The following is a 14,828-nucleotide window of genomic DNA, read 5'->3' as shown; positions in this document are numbered from 1 at the left end:
AAACTTAACGTGGATGATTTAATGTATTTTGTAAGTCGAGTAACAGGTCTTTTTTCGCCGGTGTAGTTTTTGGCGTAGCGGCTTGAGGTATAAATAAAACCAACTGAGTACCAGGTTTTAATACGCTTGAGGCAGATAATTTATTCCAACGCGCTAAATCGCTATGAGCAACGCCGTATAACTGACTTATATTCCAAAGGTTGTCACCGGGTTTTACGTGGTAATCTACCTCGATGGTTGGAATGATTTGCTCTTTTTGTTCTAGATAAGGGCTTATTTTATAGTTAATAGTGAGTGACTCAGGCAAAGTTTGCGGCTCCCCTAAAATAAGCTTTTCGCCAACGCCAATAAAGTTATTTTGCTTATTATTGAGCTGTTTTAATACTTCTAAAGGCAGGCCAAAATGCCTAGCAATACTGTACAGCGTGTCATTTTTTTTAACGATGTATTCGCCTGCAAAATTGGCTTTAAAAAAGCGGTTTTTTAATAAAGCTTGTTGCTCTATAGGTAATAACAGAGTGTGTGGTCCATGGGGAGAGCTTTGATTTTTTAAATAACCCCGATTAAGGGCATGCAGTTGTTTGGCGCCCATGCCAGAGAGCTTGGCCATAACTGAAAAATCAAACTGTTTTGCCACATTTAGCGAGGTAGTCAGTGCTTTATAAGGAAGCTTTGGCCGTTTAAATTTTGCCTTAGGGTGTTTCACTAAATAGCTCAGTGCTAATAGTTTTGGTACATAGTCAGCGGTTTCTTTTGGCAGTGTTAGTGCCCAAAAGTCAGTTGATTTACCTCGTTTTTGGTTGCGTTTTATAGCGCGCTTAACTCGGCCTTCACCGGTGTTATAGGCCGCAAGAGCATGCAGCCAATTACCATCAAAACGTTTATGTAAATAGCTCAAGTAATCAAGTGCCGCATCGGTTGAGGCTAATACATCCTGGCGTCCGTCGTACCATTGATCTGATTTAACCCCAAAATGATGCGCGGTTGCTGCAACGAGTTGCCACACACCCACAGCGTGTTCGCTTGAGCGTGCGGTAGGTCTAAAGCCACTTTCTACAAACGGTAACAAGGCGAGCTCCATCGGCAAGCTCTTTTGCTCAACTTTTTTTACAATATGGTATAAAAAAGGCTCTGCACGTCGAGACACTATTTTTAAATAATTAGGCTGTTTTAAATACCAGTTAATGCGTTTTTTTAACGCCTGATTTTGCTCAACCGGTAAATGTAAGTTATCAGCAATATGTGCCCATAACTCTGTGGGTTGAGCTATTTCAGAGGCTTTGGCTGTGGCTTTTTTATTAATGACTTTGTGAGTGTTTTTAGAGGTCGGCGTATTTGATAATGCCGGTTTTGACTCTACAGGTGTGGGAACTGCAGGCGCAATGATCTCTGGCTGAGTGGTTTTACAGCTGCATAGCAATACAATGGCAAAGCATAAGATCAAGTGACGCATTTTGTTCCTTTTTAAAAAATATATTTCCATATTTTAACACAATCCATTGTGTTCAGTTATTGACTGTTTTAGCGCGAAGTAATCCCGATTGCAAAAATAAGTGACTTGATTTTATATCAAGTGGTTCTTGTTGATAAGGTTTTAGTGCCTCAATAGGGAAGTTTTTTTGTAATTGCTCAATACTAGCTTCAGGGTTGTTTTTAGCATGCTCCGTAATCGCTTCTAAAAACGTGAGTGACTGTTTTAGTTTAACTTTATCGACTAAATCGCCATGCCCAGGAATAAAAAGTGACAGCGTATTATTATTTATATATTTTTTTAATAACCGTTGCCATTGCTTAAGCTCGCCATGCCCAGGGTAGGGTAACCAATCGATGATATCACCACCAATTAAGGTTTTACCTTTGTCGGCAAGTAGTGTTAAATCGCCATTAGTATGTGCCTGGTGCGGGTTTATAGTGAGTGTATAGCCACCTAAATCTAACGTTTTAGATTCACTAATACTCATTTTTGGTGGTGTTAATTGATAGTCTTGCCAGCGAAATAAGCGCTTTTTAGCGCGGGTAAGCTTTTCTCGCCATTGAACTTGCTCAGCATCGGGTAAGGTGGCTAATCGTTGATAGCTCAGCTCAATGCTTTTCTCGAATCCCTCTAGCTTGTCTGTTAAAGCTTGCTGGTAAAGCGAAAAGTCGTTAGCGACTTGTTGGTGAGTAATAAGTTTTGCGTCTGGGAAGTAATGCTGCATAACCGCCATCCCCAGTAAGTGATCGTCATGAAAGTGGGTTGCAACTAAATAACACAAAGGCGTCTTTAGACGTTGTTTTAGCTCAGTTACCAGTTGTTCTACCGCCGCAAAGTTACCACTGGCATCAACGAGTAATGCACATTCACTGCCTTCAATTAATACTTGGTTAGAGTCGTAAAAACGAAGTCTTTCAGGTTGCTTAAGAAATTGAATATTAGCTGACAACGGTTGCCACTCAATTGCTGCCTCGCTTTTTGTTTGCATAAACAAGCAAATTAAAGGCAGTAAGCACTTACCTATTTTTTGAGCTTTACTTAAAAATGGTTGCATCTTTATCTCTAGCTGTATTTTTGACGGTAAAAACAATAAAAGCGCAAAATGCGCTTTTATTTAGTGTGCTCAGAGTTCGAGCTTAAGTACTGACTCAATTTATCAATGAGTTGATCTTGATATTCAAGCTCAACTGATTTTTGAGTTTTCGCTTCAAGCAATTCGTGGCTTAAATTTAAGGCAGCCATAAGTAATGCTTTTTGATCGTTTCTGACTGTTGAACGTTGTTTCATTTGTTCAACTAAATCATTCAGATTTTTGGCGGCCGCTTTTAGTGCCTCTTCTTGCCCCGCAGGACAAGCAAATTGCTGCTCTTTACCAAGCAATTCAACAGTGACTCGCTGGTTTTGCAGCTCAGACATTAGCTTGCCTGTTGCGCGCTTTGTAATTTATCTAACAATGATGACAAGGTGGTACTTGCATCTTTTTGTTTTTCTTCATTTTCAAGGGCTTCTAACTGCAATAACTCATTTTCATCAAGTAGCTTGCTATTTTGCTCTTTAAGCTCTGAAATATCAGTTTGTAACTGATTATTACGGGTAATTAGTTGGTCGATCAGTTGTTCGAGTTGTTGAAGAGTGTTGTTGTTCATAAATGCGCTCATATAACTGTAATTAATGTCATGCAAATGTAAAGCAAAGTGTGTTTATTTGCCAGCATTTACGCTGGTTTTAGGTGATTTTTATTCTATGTTAAGGGATAATTCACGCTATTGGCTTTTTCATTCAGAAGCGGTTCACGTAAACCCCCGCTTTTGCTGGTATCGATTGTCAAAGTAGTGTGCTTATGGTTCACTGATTTTATTAAATAGCGTATGGTGAAAATAAATAATGCTTAGTTACAGACACTCCTTTCATGCGGGTAACCCTGCCGATGTACTTAAACATTTAGTGTTAGCGCAAGTACTGGGTTATCAAACAATTAAAGATAAGCCGCTTGACTATATTGATACGCATTCGGGGGCTGGTTTTTTTGAGCTTGCTGCACCTGACGCGCAAAAAACCCAAGAGTACCAAGATGGCATTGAAAAACTGTGGCAACATACTAGCCAACACAGTGCCTTAAATGACTATATTGAGCTAATAAAATCATTTAATGAGAGCGCATCGCTGGCGTTTTACCCGGGCTCACCAAAAATAGCCGAGCACTTTTTACGCCGTCAAGATAAGGGCTGGTTTTTTGAGCTGCATCCGCGAGATTTAGTCTTACTTGAAGAAAACATGCAAGGTAAGCGTTCTATTCGGGTACGCGGCGAAAATGGGTTTGCAGGCTTAATTGGTTTGTTACCGCCAGCTTCGCGCAGAGCCTGTGTGTTAATAGACCCACCTTATGAAATAAAAGACGATTACAATACGGTAGTACAAACCATTGTTAAAGCACATCAACGCTTTGCAACAGGGACTTACATGATCTGGTATCCGGTTGTGGACAGAGAACGTATTGATAATATGGAGCAGGGTTTAATTGACGCGGGCATTAAAAATATTCAATTATTTGAATTAGGTACTGAAGCAGATACAGAAGTACATGGTATGACCGCCTCTGGAATGATAGTGATAAATCCACCCTGGAAATTAAAACAAGTAATGGATGACGTGTTACCTGAACTAGTAAGCTTGTTGAGTAAGCCAAGTGGCTTTTATCGCAGCGAGCAGTTAGTTGCCGAATAAAAATAAATAAGCCTAGGGTCTGTTGACCTTTGCGGATTAAAATTTGTTCAAACTAGGGGCGGTTTAATCGCGGCGCGAGGTTTGTAACCTAGTGGGCTAAGTAAAAACCGAGCAAAGCTTCCGCGCCCTGCTCACGCCCTTACCTACATCCATGTAGGCAACAAAGAGTAAATCGCCCTTAGGCAGAACTCTTCGGGCAGCGCCTGTTTGGCATTGATGCTGCGTTATCGCCTATTTATGGGGAATAACCACACCACATAGGCTCTGCCTTGCCTAAATACCAAACAGACTGCTGCAAATTTAACCTTGAAAGATCAACAGACCCTAGTTTAACTGGGCTTTATACTGTTCTGCTTAGATGCGGGGTATTGTTACGCTTAATTAAAAGTAAACAGCGTTAAAGGTTGCAAGTTGCTTGCCTGCCTCATTTTGTAATACTAATTTTTCACCGTTAATTTGCCATTGCGTTGCTGCTTGCAGCACACCCGCCATGGCGCTTTCTTGTTCCATATTGTCATGACACATTTTTTGCGTGGTTGCTAACTGCGTAAAAGTAACCGTTTGCTTCGATACTTCATAACCGCCATTAAAGTTATTGCACCCTAAAAAACCGTGCACAGTGTTGTCACTATTAAATTGAATAAATGGCTCTTTAGTATTCACTTCAACGGGATTGCCGTCGATTGAAACGGCTTTGAAGTAGGTATTTACTAAGTCAACGTCTGGCTTTGGCGCTACTTTTGAAACAATAATTTCTAAAGGCTCTGATGAGGCCGTATTAGCAAAAGGCGAGTTACTTGTTGTGCTGGTGTATAGTAAGTTTCCTTGATTATTAATGGTTGCGCGCACGCTGTAGCGATGGGCTGGATCAATTTTTTCAAGGTTGTATTCAAGCTCTACTTTATACGGAGGTGCGCCTACTAAATCAATTACCTGCTCAGAAATAACGGTTGCTGCTACATCCATTTTTGACACATCAACCAAGGTAACGGTTAGCTGTGAATTAGGCGCTAATAGGCTGCGATCTAGGTAGCTAACTTGTACTGGTAGAGAGGCTGTTGTTTGTTTCACAGCGCTATTTTGCTGTGCGGTGTCATCGTTACATGCGCTAAGCATAAGTGTGCCACTTGCTAAAAAACATAGGCCTGCAACCGACTTTAAGATTGAGTTTGGCTTTGGTGAGAACATAACAGTTCCTAGATATAATTACGGATATAAACAGTAGCATACGGCTAAGTTACTTAATCATCGCTTAACTTGTAAATACAGCCAATACAGAAAGTTGAGATATAAAAAAAGACGCTAGGCGCCTTGATTCGTTACTTATTTTTTAACGTATTTAGTTAAAATTACAATACGTTGTCCATCAACACGCCCTTCAATATGTTCTGGGTTGCTGGTTAAGCCAATATTACGCACAGCAGTACCGCGTTTTGCAGTTAAGCTACTACCTTTCACATCTAGATCTTTTATTAACGTAACGGTGTCGCCAGCTTGTAGCACTACGCCATTACTATCAATGTGTTTAATATCATCATCTTCAGCAAGCGCTTGCTGAGCCCATGTTAATGTGTCTTCTTCAAGGTAAATCATATCAAGTGCGTCTTGTGCCCAGCCATTATCGGCTGCTAGTCGTGTCAGCATGCGATAAGCAACAACTTGTACCGCAGGTGTTTGACTCCACATACTGTCATTTAAGCAATGCCAATGGGTCGGGGTTAAATCGCTATTGCCTTCAATTTGATCTTTACATGTTTGACAGGTGTAGATACATTTATCTGAATGAGCTTCGGTAACAGGAGGAACTTCGTATACAGTTAGGTCGTCTGTTGCTGCGCAGAGTTCACATTGGTTACTGCTACGTTCTATTAAGGCTTGTTCAATGCTCATATAAGGGACTCTTTTTTGTGAGTTTATAAAAAATTAATAATCGCATTATACCTTATAACCATAACCTTTGGGTATGCTTAGAGCAGTTGTAAACTCAAAAACCCTATAAAAAATGAGGATACTAATAATTCTGCTCTAGGGTTATAAATTTAGTCTTATTTGTCTGTTTTTAATCTAATTAAAATTGCAGCAAGTCTTTAAAGTTTCACTATACTGGTTAAATAATAAAAAATAATGATGACATCACTGTTAAGTAGGAAGATTAATGCCAAATAATCTAGAGGTAAAAAATTCATCTATTTTGGTTACTCAATATATTGCTAGGCAACCAATTTTTGACGGTGATAAAAGTATTTTTGCTTATGAGTTGCTCTATCGCGATTCAGTTAATAATGCTTTTCCTGTAGGAACAACTGACGGGCAAGCCACTGGGCGACTTTTTTTTAATGCGTTAATGCTGGTTGGGGTGGAAAAGCTGGCGCTTAATCAGACCGTGTTTATAAACCTATCTAGCGAAGGGCTTTTAGAGGATTTACCTACATTATTGCAGCCTGAAAATACTGTAATTGAAATTGTTGAGCGTACTGAAAATATCGAGCTTGTTACTCAACGAGTAACTGAGCTAAAAAAAGCAGGGTATGTATTTGCGTTAGATGATTATGACGCGCATGAAAAATGGCAACCTTTGCTCAGTTTGGTTGATTATATAAAGCTTGAAGTAGAAGAGCCTATAATAAAAACCACCATGCTACTTAAAAAGCTCAAACGCAATCACCCTGAGGTTAAAATAGTGGTAGAGCGAATCGAAAACTATGACGAATTTAGGCAGCTTAAAGAAGCTGGATGCGATTACTTTCAAGGATTCTTTTTTGCACGGCCAGAAATGCTCAGTTACGGTAATGTTGAGCCGTTAAAAATGGCGGTTTTTGATTTATTGCGCTGCACATCTCGTCCTGACTTGGATTTTAATGAAATTAATCAACGTATTTCTAAAGATGTGGGTTTAACCGCACGTGTTCTCAAACTAGTTAATGCTCGCTCTGCTAATAAAAATTTAGTGATTACGTCAATTCCACAAGCGGTTGTGTATTTAGGGGAAGATTCTATTAGAAAGTTTGTACGAGTACTGGCGCTGAGCGAGCTTGGCTCAGACAAGCCTAGTGAACTTACTCGTTTAGGTTTATGTAGAGCGCAGTTTATGCAATTGATTTTAGAGCCCGGCGGAAAGATTATTGCAGAGCAAGGCTATTTAGTCGGCTTGATGTCGGTGCTTGATGCTATTTTAGATATGGAACTGGAAGCTATTGCCAAAGAGTTTAGTTTAGGGGCTGAGTTATCTGGTGCACTTTTAAGTTTTGATGGCATGATGGGGAACTCATTACATTTAATAAAAGCAGTAGAAGAAGATAACTGGCAATTGGCTAAAAAGTTGCTAGAGACTATTCGCCCTGCATCAGACATAGAGCTGGTGTATACAGCCATGTTAGATGCGCGCCAATATGCGGATGAGTTATTAGCCACCATTATTGAACAAGACTAACGCAAAACGTTTGGGTATGATTGGCACATATTGATTTTACTTAGTATTACACCATGCGTTTACTTTTACCTATCACGACTATTTTAATTGCCTTAGCTTTATTGATCCCCGGGGTGACACAGCCGGTGTTGAGTATGGAAGGCAAAATTGATAAATCTAAACTTGCTCAAGCCGGTATTGAAATGCTGGCAGATGAAGGAAATCAAAACACCCGTAATATGCTAATGATGGTCTCGAGTATGTTGGGATTAGACAAACTTGAAGGTGAGATCAGCGCTTATCAAAAAACGCGTAGTATTTGGGGCACCGTTAACGAACTGGCCAATAACAAAAACTACTTAGTGGCGATATTAGTGGCGTTTTTTTCAATAGTGATCCCAACTATTAAGCTGCTGCTTCAATTGTTTTATTGTGCACTGAAGGAGACTTCGTTTAAGTACAAGCTTGGTAAAGTGATAATTGGCTTAAGTAAATGGAGTATGGTGGATGTGTTTGTTATTGCATTAATCGTGGCTTACATGGCTGGTAATGCAAACGCGAACTCAGAAGACTTACTTAATATGCATGCTGAGTTTGGTACTGGTTTTTGGTATTTTACCGGCTATTGCCTGTTCGCCATTGCGGCTAGTAGCTTGATAAAGCCAGTGGTAAAAACCAGTTAATGATTGAGTTTTAAACGCAGTTACCATAAACTTTAAATGTCTATTTATTATTAGGTTAATTCATTGCAACGTATTTACTGTATTTTACTCACGCTAACTTTGTTACTCACTTTTGTGGGTCAAGCCGTTGCGTCTGTATCTATGGTATGTGATGTGCCGCATATGAACATGGCAACCCATGCATCGATGCAGCATAGTGAAATGGCAATGAGTGACGACGCTGATACAACAACCATGTCTATGGATTGCTGTAGTGAGCAAAGCACGTTAACCCAAGATTGCAGTTGCCCGATGAGTGCTTGTAATTCGCATTCGGCCTTGCATGTAAACTCGCTATTTATAGCTTCCAAATTACCCTCTGAAAAAGTGCACCTTGCTGTCATGCAGCGCCAACCTAATTTTGCACGATCTCTTTATCGTCCTCCTATGCCTGCATAACCGCAGGATAGGTGTATTCAAAATCTAGCCATTTAGCTTTTTGTCATCTATCTGCTTAAAAATTTAATCGTTTTTTATTTTTTAAATTTAAGTGGAGCAAGTGATGAGTCACTTCGCAGTATTAAAAGCCGTTTGTGTGAGCAGCTTATTGAGCATTAGTGTCTCTGTACACAGTGCTGAACTGAGTTTAAATGGGGCAATTAACTATGCCTTAAACCATGAGCCTTGGCTTAAAGCCAGCAAACAAAAACAAGCATCAATTGAAGCAAAAAGTATTGCCGCAGGTACCTTACCTGATCCGGTACTCACGCTAGGGTTAATGAACTTACCCACTAATGGTTTTGCTTTTGATCAAGAAAATATGACCCAATTTAAAGTAGGAATTAGCCAATCGTTAAGCCGAGGCGATAGTTTAGCACTTCAACAAAAGGCACTGTCTCAGTCGGCTGCGGCAGAGCCTTGGCTTCGTAAAGATAGACTCGCGCAGGTAAAAACCACAGTGACCGAGTCATGGCTCAATGCGTTCAGAGCGCAGCGAACTATTGCACTTATTGAGCAGGACAAAGCCTTGTTTACTCAGCTAATCGATATTACCGAATCAAGTTATGTAAGCTCGGTGGGTAAAACACGCCAACAAGATATTATTCGTGCGCAATTAGAGCTAACCCGCCTTGAAGATAAACTAATGCAACTTGATCAACAGCTACAAGGTGCTAAAAAGCGGTTAGCACAATGGTTGCCCATCGACATGCTAAGCCAGCCTGTTGGTGAGGACTTTTCACAGGTTTCAGCGTTAAAAAACTACACGGAGTTAGAGTTTCAGCAATTAATGGCATTGCTATTAAAGCACCCCGCTATTATGGCGATTGATGATGCAATAGAGGCAAAGCAAACTCAAATCAGTGTGGCTGAGCAAGGCTATAAACCGCAAATTGGTGTGAATATGGGATATGGTTATCGTGATGATATGCCAATGGGGGGCTCGCGAGCAGACCTTTTCTCTGTGGGAGTGAGTATCGATTTACCGCTATTTACCGATAATCGCCAAGATCAACTCGTTAATGCCGCGATTGCTGATAGCGAAGAGGCAAAAACACAAAAATTAATTGCTCTTAAAAAGCTGCAAGGAATGTACTTTAAGGAAGTTAGCCAACTAACACGGTTAAGTCAGCGAGCAGCGCTCTATAAAACTAAATTATTGCCGCAAATGGCCGAGCAATCCCAAGCGACCCTGAATGCTTATACCCGCGATGATGGTAATTTTTCGGATGTGATGCAAGCGCGGATCAGCGAATTAAATGCCAAAATAGACGCACTGAATATTCACGTTGATCAAAAAATTATTATTGCACGGTTAAATTATTACGCCAGTGCTGATGACGCCAGCTTAAAGAACTTAACACAGCAGGAGCTAACCTATGAATACTAATTTAAAATTGTCATTGGTGGCTATATGCAGTGCAGCGCTGACGGCCGGGGTGTTATTGAGCTTGCCAGCTGAGCACACTATGCCAAGCAATGACAAAACCAGTAGTAAAAAAGAGCCGCTTTATTGGGTGGCACCAATGGACAGTAATTATCGTCGTGATGAACCGGGTTTATCACCTATGGGTATGGATTTAGTGCCTGTTTATGAAGAGTCAGACAGTGATGCAAATGAAGGCCCCGGCAGTGTTAAAATTTCACCTACCGTGATTAATAACTTAGGTGTACGCACGGCATCGGTGGAGTTTGCAGCGCTGGAAAATGAAGTCAACACGGTAGGCTATGTACAGTATAACCAAGACCAGCTCATTCATATTCATCCGCGGGTAGAGGGCTGGGTAGAGACATTATATGTGAAGGCAGCAGGCGATCAGGTTAAACAAGATGAGCCACTTTATACCTTGTATTCACCGCAATTAGTCAATGCCCAAGAAGAGTTTGTTTTAGCGTTAAAGCGCAATAATCCGGTGTTAATTCGGGCGGCTAAAGCACGTTTAAAATCGCTTAATGTGTCTGAGGGTTTTATTTCACGCTTACAAAAAAGTCAGCAAGTGCTACAAAATATTACTTTTTATTCTCGCCAAGGTGGCGTTGTTGATGAGCTTAATATTCGTGAAGGGTTTTACGTTAAACCAGATACATCAATGATGAGTATTGCTCAGCTTGACGAAGTGTGGGTTGAGGCTGAGGTATTTGAACGCCAAGCTGAGCTGATCCGTGTTGGCTTACCGGTAACCATGACACTCGATTATTTAAGTGGTCAACGTTGGCAAGGGCAAGTGGATTATATTTACCCTACTTTAGATGCTAAAAATCGTACTTTACGAGTGCGTTTGCGCTTTAATAACGAAGGTCATCAGTTAAAACCAAATATGTTTGCGCAAGTGAGTATTCATAGCCAAAAAGCTGAAAAGCAGTTAATTGTGCCTAAAGAGGCGGTTATTCGCACTGGTAGCCAAAACCGCATTGTAATTGCGCTTGGTGAGGGGCGTTTTAAATCGGTTGAAGTAACCTTAGGGCGAAGCGATGCGACTCATACTGAGATTTTATCGGGTGTTATGGCTGAAGATGAAGTGGTTACTTCAGCACAGTTTTTAATTGATTCAGAGTCGAGTAAAAGCTCTGACTTTAAGCGTATGCAAGCACCTTCGCACAGCACAATGGCAATGAGTGATAGTGACCCAAGCATGGCTACTGTGAATGGGATTATCAACAGCATTGACCCTAGCACGCGGGTTATGAATATTAGCCGTGAAGCGATTGAAAAGTGGGGGCGCGGACCTGCAACTATGGACTTTGTGTTAGCAAAAAATGTAACCATTGAGACGTTTAAGCTAAATGATGAAGTTACATTTACCTTTAGTATTGAGCAAGGTGAGTTTGTGATCCATACAATGACTTCTGTGCATGCTATGCACAGTCAGCACGAGTAGGAGTGGTTATGATTACTGCAATTATTCGCTGGTCTGTTGTTAATCGTTTTTTTGTACTGTTACTGACCGCAATACTTATTGGTGGCGGCTTGTATGCTGTAAAAAACACCCCAGTAGATGCCTTACCCGATTTATCTGATGTACAGGTTATTGTTAAAACATCTTACCCTGGGCAAGCGCCGCAAGTAGTGCAAGATCAGGTCACATTTCCTATAACCACGGCGATGTTATCGGTACCAGGGGCGCAAACAGTACGCGGTTTTTCGTTTTTTGGTGACTCCTACGTGTACGTTATTTTTGACGAAGACACCGATTTATATTGGGCGCGAAGTCGTGTTCAAGAATATTTAAGTCAAGTATCTGCGCGTTTACCCAATACGGCAATTGCAGAGCTAGGCCCCGATGCCACAGGAGTTGGTTGGGTGTATTTATATGCACTCACTGATACCACAGGTAAGCATGACATAAGCCAACTACGCAGTTTACAAGATTGGTTTTTAAAGTTTGAACTGCAAACTGTGCCCGGTGTATCCGAAGTAGCATCGGTAGGTGGCATGGTGAAACAATACCAAGTTAACGTACAGCCCGATAAGTTACGTGCCTATGGTATTCCGCTAAGCCTTATTCAAACTGCCATTAAGCAAGGCAACCAAGAAATGGGGGCATCAGTTGTTGAAATGGCAGAAGCCGAATACATGGTTACCAGCACTGGCTATGTAAAAAGTGTGGCTGATTTAGAAGCGATTCCTCTAGGTATAAACGCTAACGGTACTGCACTGCAGTTACGTGATGTTGCTAATGTGCGTTTAGGTCCGCAAATGCGCCGTGGTGTTGCCGAGCTTAACGGCGAAGGCGAGGTGGCTGGTGGCGTAGTGGTTATGCGCTTTGGTGAAAACGCGCAAAAAACTATAGAGCTCGTCAAAGCTAAATTGGAGTCACTTAAAAAAGGCCTGCCTGAGGGGGTTGAAATTGTACCTGTGTACGATCGCTCTCACTTAATAAAAGACGCAGTTGATAACCTCACCTCTAAATTGACGGAAGAACTGATTGTAGTGGCTTTAGTGTGTGTGGTGTTTTTATTCCATGTACGCTCATCGCTGGTGGCTATTATTACCTTGCCCTTAGGCATACTCACCGCCTTTATTATTATGTATTGGCAAGGGATTAATGCCAACATTATGTCGTTAGGGGGCATTGCTATAGCGATAGGTGCCATGACCGATGGTGCGATTGTGATGATTGAAAACATGCATAAACACATGGAGAAAAAACCGCTGACCGATGAAAATCGTTGGCAAGTGGTGATTGATTCTGCCAGTGAAGTAGGGCCTGCATTATTTTTTAGCTTATTAATCATTACAGTTAGCTTTATGCCGGTGTTTATTTTAGAAGCTCAAGAAGGGCGAATGTTTGCGCCATTAGCTTACACAAAAACCTATGCAATGGCGGCATCTGCCGGCTTAGCAATTACCTTAGTACCCGTACTGATGGGGTACTTTATTCGCGGTAAGGTGATATCTGAAAATAAAAATCCGGTAAACCGTTTATTGGTAAATAGTTATAAGCCACTGTTAAACACAGTCTTAAAATTCCCCAAAAGCACCTTGTTAGTGGCACTGATTATTACTTTAGTGGGCTTTTATCCGGTAAATAAAATAGGCAGTGAGTTTATTCCACCTCTTGATGAGGGGGATTTAATGTATATGCCAACCACTTACCCTGGGATTTCTATTGGTAAAGCGCGCGAGCTATTACAGCAAACCGATAAGCTGATTGCCACTGTGCCCGAGGTAAAAACCGTATTTGGTAAAATTGGACGAGCGGAAACGGCAACCGATCCGGCACCACTGACCATGATTGAAACCTTTATACAGTTTAAGCCTAAAGAACAGTGGCGCGAAGGCATGACCACCGAAAAGCTCAAACAAGAGCTGGATGCTTTAGTAAAATTTCCAGGACTCACAAACGCTTGGGTAATGCCTATCAAAACGCGAATAGATATGCTGGCTACAGGGATTAAAACCCCAGTGGGTATAAAAGTCGCGGGGCCGAATTTGAGTGAAATTCAAAAAATTGGCCAACAAATAGAAGTGCTGCTTAAAGATCTTCCTGGTACGGCGTCGGTTTACTCAGAGCGAGTGGCAGGTGGGCGTTATATTAAGGTCGATATTAACCGCGAAAAAGCAGCGCGTTATAGTTTAAATATTGCAGATGTGCAGCAAGTGGTCGCAACCGCTATTGGCGGGATGAACGTGACTGAAACGGTTGAGGGTCAAGAGCGCTACCCGGTTAATATTCGTTATCCGCAAGCGTATCGTGACTCCCCAGAGGAGTTAATGCTACTGCCTATTGTAACCCCTGCTGGGCAACGCATTGCACTTGCCGACGTGGCTGATGTATACATTAGCGATGGCCCTCCTGGCATAAAAAGTGAAAATGCCCGTTTAAATGGTTGGAGCTTTATTGACATTAAAGATACTGACATTGGCAGCTACGTAGAAAGTGCTCAGCAGTTACTAAACGAGCAGCTAATTTTACCCGCAGGGTATTCTATAACTTGGGCAGGGCAATATGAATACATGGAGCGTGCCAAAGCCAAACTGAGTTATGTGTTGCCGCTTACCTTAGCCATTATTGTGGTACTGCTTTACCTGAATTTTAGAAGCTTCACTGAAGTATTTATTATTATGGCGACATTACCACTGGCGATGATAGGGGGTATTTGGCTCATGTACTTAGAAGGCTTTAATTTCTCTGTTGCTGTGGGGGTCGGCTTTATTGCCCTTGCTGGGGTGGCCGTAGAAATAGGCGTTATTATGTTGGTGTATTTAAATCAAGCGTATAAAGCGCAGGTACAGGCCGCCGCTCAATTAGGAAAAAGCATCAGTATTGAGCAGCTTAAACAGGCGATATTAGAGGGCGCTGGTTTGCGCGTTCGCCCGGTAATGATGACGGTAGCAACCATAGTGATTGGCCTGTTACCGGTGTTATATGGCACAGGCACTGGGAGTGAAGTAATGAGTCGAATAGCCGCCCCCATGGTTGGCGGTATGTTTAGCGCCATTGTTTTAACATTGCTGGTGTTACCCGCGGTGTATTTATTATGGCGAAAGCGAAACCTATAATTTTTACACTGGTTGTGTAACTTGTACTGTAAAAAATCAGTACAAGTTACCCATCCT

The 14,828-nt window shown here is 41.5% G+C and carries 13 protein-coding genes; 7 read left to right on the top strand and 6 right to left on the bottom strand.

Annotated elements, in window-relative coordinates; translation table 11 throughout:
* Positions 1-4 precede the first annotated feature (4 nt).
* The 4 genes from ND6B_RS07140 to ND6B_RS07155 are packed head-to-tail and all read right to left on the bottom strand — an operon-like array spanning position 5 to position 3,120.
* Positions 5-1,453: a transglycosylase SLT domain-containing protein gene (locus tag ND6B_RS07140; protein WP_033103737.1), complete on the bottom strand. Its 1,449-nt coding sequence runs from the start codon at positions 1,451-1,453 to the stop codon at positions 5-7.
* 52 nt (positions 1,454-1,505) lie between these two features.
* A complete protein-coding gene (locus ND6B_RS07145) occupies positions 1,506-2,528 on the bottom strand; it encodes an MBL fold metallo-hydrolase (protein ID WP_033103736.1) in 1,023 nt (340 codons plus the stop codon).
* A gap of 56 nt (positions 2,529-2,584) precedes the next feature.
* Positions 2,585-2,890 carry a cell division protein ZapA gene (locus ND6B_RS07150; RefSeq protein ID WP_013466007.1) on the bottom strand — a complete coding sequence of 102 codons (306 nt, stop codon included), beginning with the start codon at positions 2,888-2,890 and terminating at the stop codon, positions 2,585-2,587.
* On the bottom strand, positions 2,890-3,120 hold the full coding sequence (locus ND6B_RS07155) for a hypothetical protein (RefSeq protein WP_008466311.1): 231 nt from the start codon (positions 3,118-3,120) through the stop codon (positions 2,890-2,892). Before ND6B_RS07155 ends, ND6B_RS07150 begins: the two co-directional genes overlap by 1 nt.
* 238 nt (positions 3,121-3,358) lie before the next feature.
* Here ND6B_RS07155 and ND6B_RS07160 point away from each other — a divergent pair, with 238 nt between their 5' ends.
* Positions 3,359-4,198: a 23S rRNA (adenine(2030)-N(6))-methyltransferase RlmJ gene (locus tag ND6B_RS07160; RefSeq protein WP_033103735.1), complete on the top strand. Its 840-nt coding sequence runs from the start codon at positions 3,359-3,361 to the stop codon at positions 4,196-4,198.
* A 381-nt stretch (positions 4,199-4,579) separates the two neighbouring features.
* On the opposite strand, the gene ND6B_RS07165 is transcribed toward ND6B_RS07160, so the two are convergent.
* Complete coding sequence (locus ND6B_RS07165) at positions 4,580-5,386, bottom strand: META domain-containing protein (protein ID WP_028835562.1); 807 nt, start codon at positions 5,384-5,386, stop codon at positions 4,580-4,582.
* Between the two features lie 135 nt (positions 5,387-5,521).
* Positions 5,522-6,088: a PhnA domain-containing protein gene (locus ND6B_RS07170; RefSeq protein WP_033103734.1), complete on the bottom strand. Its 567-nt coding sequence runs from the start codon at positions 6,086-6,088 to the stop codon at positions 5,522-5,524.
* 265 nt (positions 6,089-6,353) lie between these two features.
* Between ND6B_RS07170 and ND6B_RS07175 the strand changes: the two genes are divergently transcribed.
* The 6 genes from ND6B_RS07175 to ND6B_RS07200 all read left to right on the top strand — a co-directional run bounded on the left by ND6B_RS07175 (position 6,354) and on the right by ND6B_RS07200 (position 14,771).
* Positions 6,354-7,628, top strand: a complete 1,275-nt coding sequence (locus tag ND6B_RS07175; RefSeq protein ID WP_033103733.1) for an EAL and HDOD domain-containing protein — start codon at positions 6,354-6,356, stop codon at positions 7,626-7,628.
* 53 nt (positions 7,629-7,681) lie between these two features.
* Positions 7,682-8,290, top strand: coding sequence for a paraquat-inducible protein A (locus ND6B_RS07180; RefSeq protein ID WP_033103732.1), 609 nt, complete (start codon positions 7,682-7,684; stop codon positions 8,288-8,290).
* Positions 8,291-8,353: 63 nt separating this feature from the next.
* Positions 8,354-8,728 carry a hypothetical protein gene (locus ND6B_RS07185; protein WP_013466001.1) on the top strand — a complete coding sequence of 125 codons (375 nt, stop codon included), beginning with the start codon at positions 8,354-8,356 and terminating at the stop codon, positions 8,726-8,728.
* Positions 8,729-8,831: 103 nt separating this feature from the next.
* Complete coding sequence (locus ND6B_RS07190; protein ID WP_033103731.1) at positions 8,832-10,157, top strand: TolC family protein; 1,326 nt, start codon at positions 8,832-8,834, stop codon at positions 10,155-10,157.
* A complete protein-coding gene (locus tag ND6B_RS07195; RefSeq protein ID WP_033103730.1) occupies positions 10,147-11,646 on the top strand; it encodes an efflux RND transporter periplasmic adaptor subunit in 1,500 nt (499 codons plus the stop codon). The genes ND6B_RS07190 and ND6B_RS07195 overlap by 11 nt, the downstream gene beginning before the upstream one ends.
* A gap of 8 nt (positions 11,647-11,654) precedes the next feature.
* Positions 11,655-14,771, top strand: a complete 3,117-nt coding sequence (locus ND6B_RS07200; RefSeq protein WP_033103729.1) for an efflux RND transporter permease subunit — start codon at positions 11,655-11,657, stop codon at positions 14,769-14,771.
* Positions 14,772-14,828: the final 57 nt, after the last annotated feature.

This window comes from Pseudoalteromonas sp. ND6B (assembly GCF_000764215.1).
GTDB classification, from domain to species: Bacteria; Pseudomonadota; Gammaproteobacteria; order Enterobacterales; family Alteromonadaceae; genus Pseudoalteromonas; species Pseudoalteromonas tetraodonis.
This window is presented reverse-complemented; position numbering and strand designations above follow the sequence as displayed.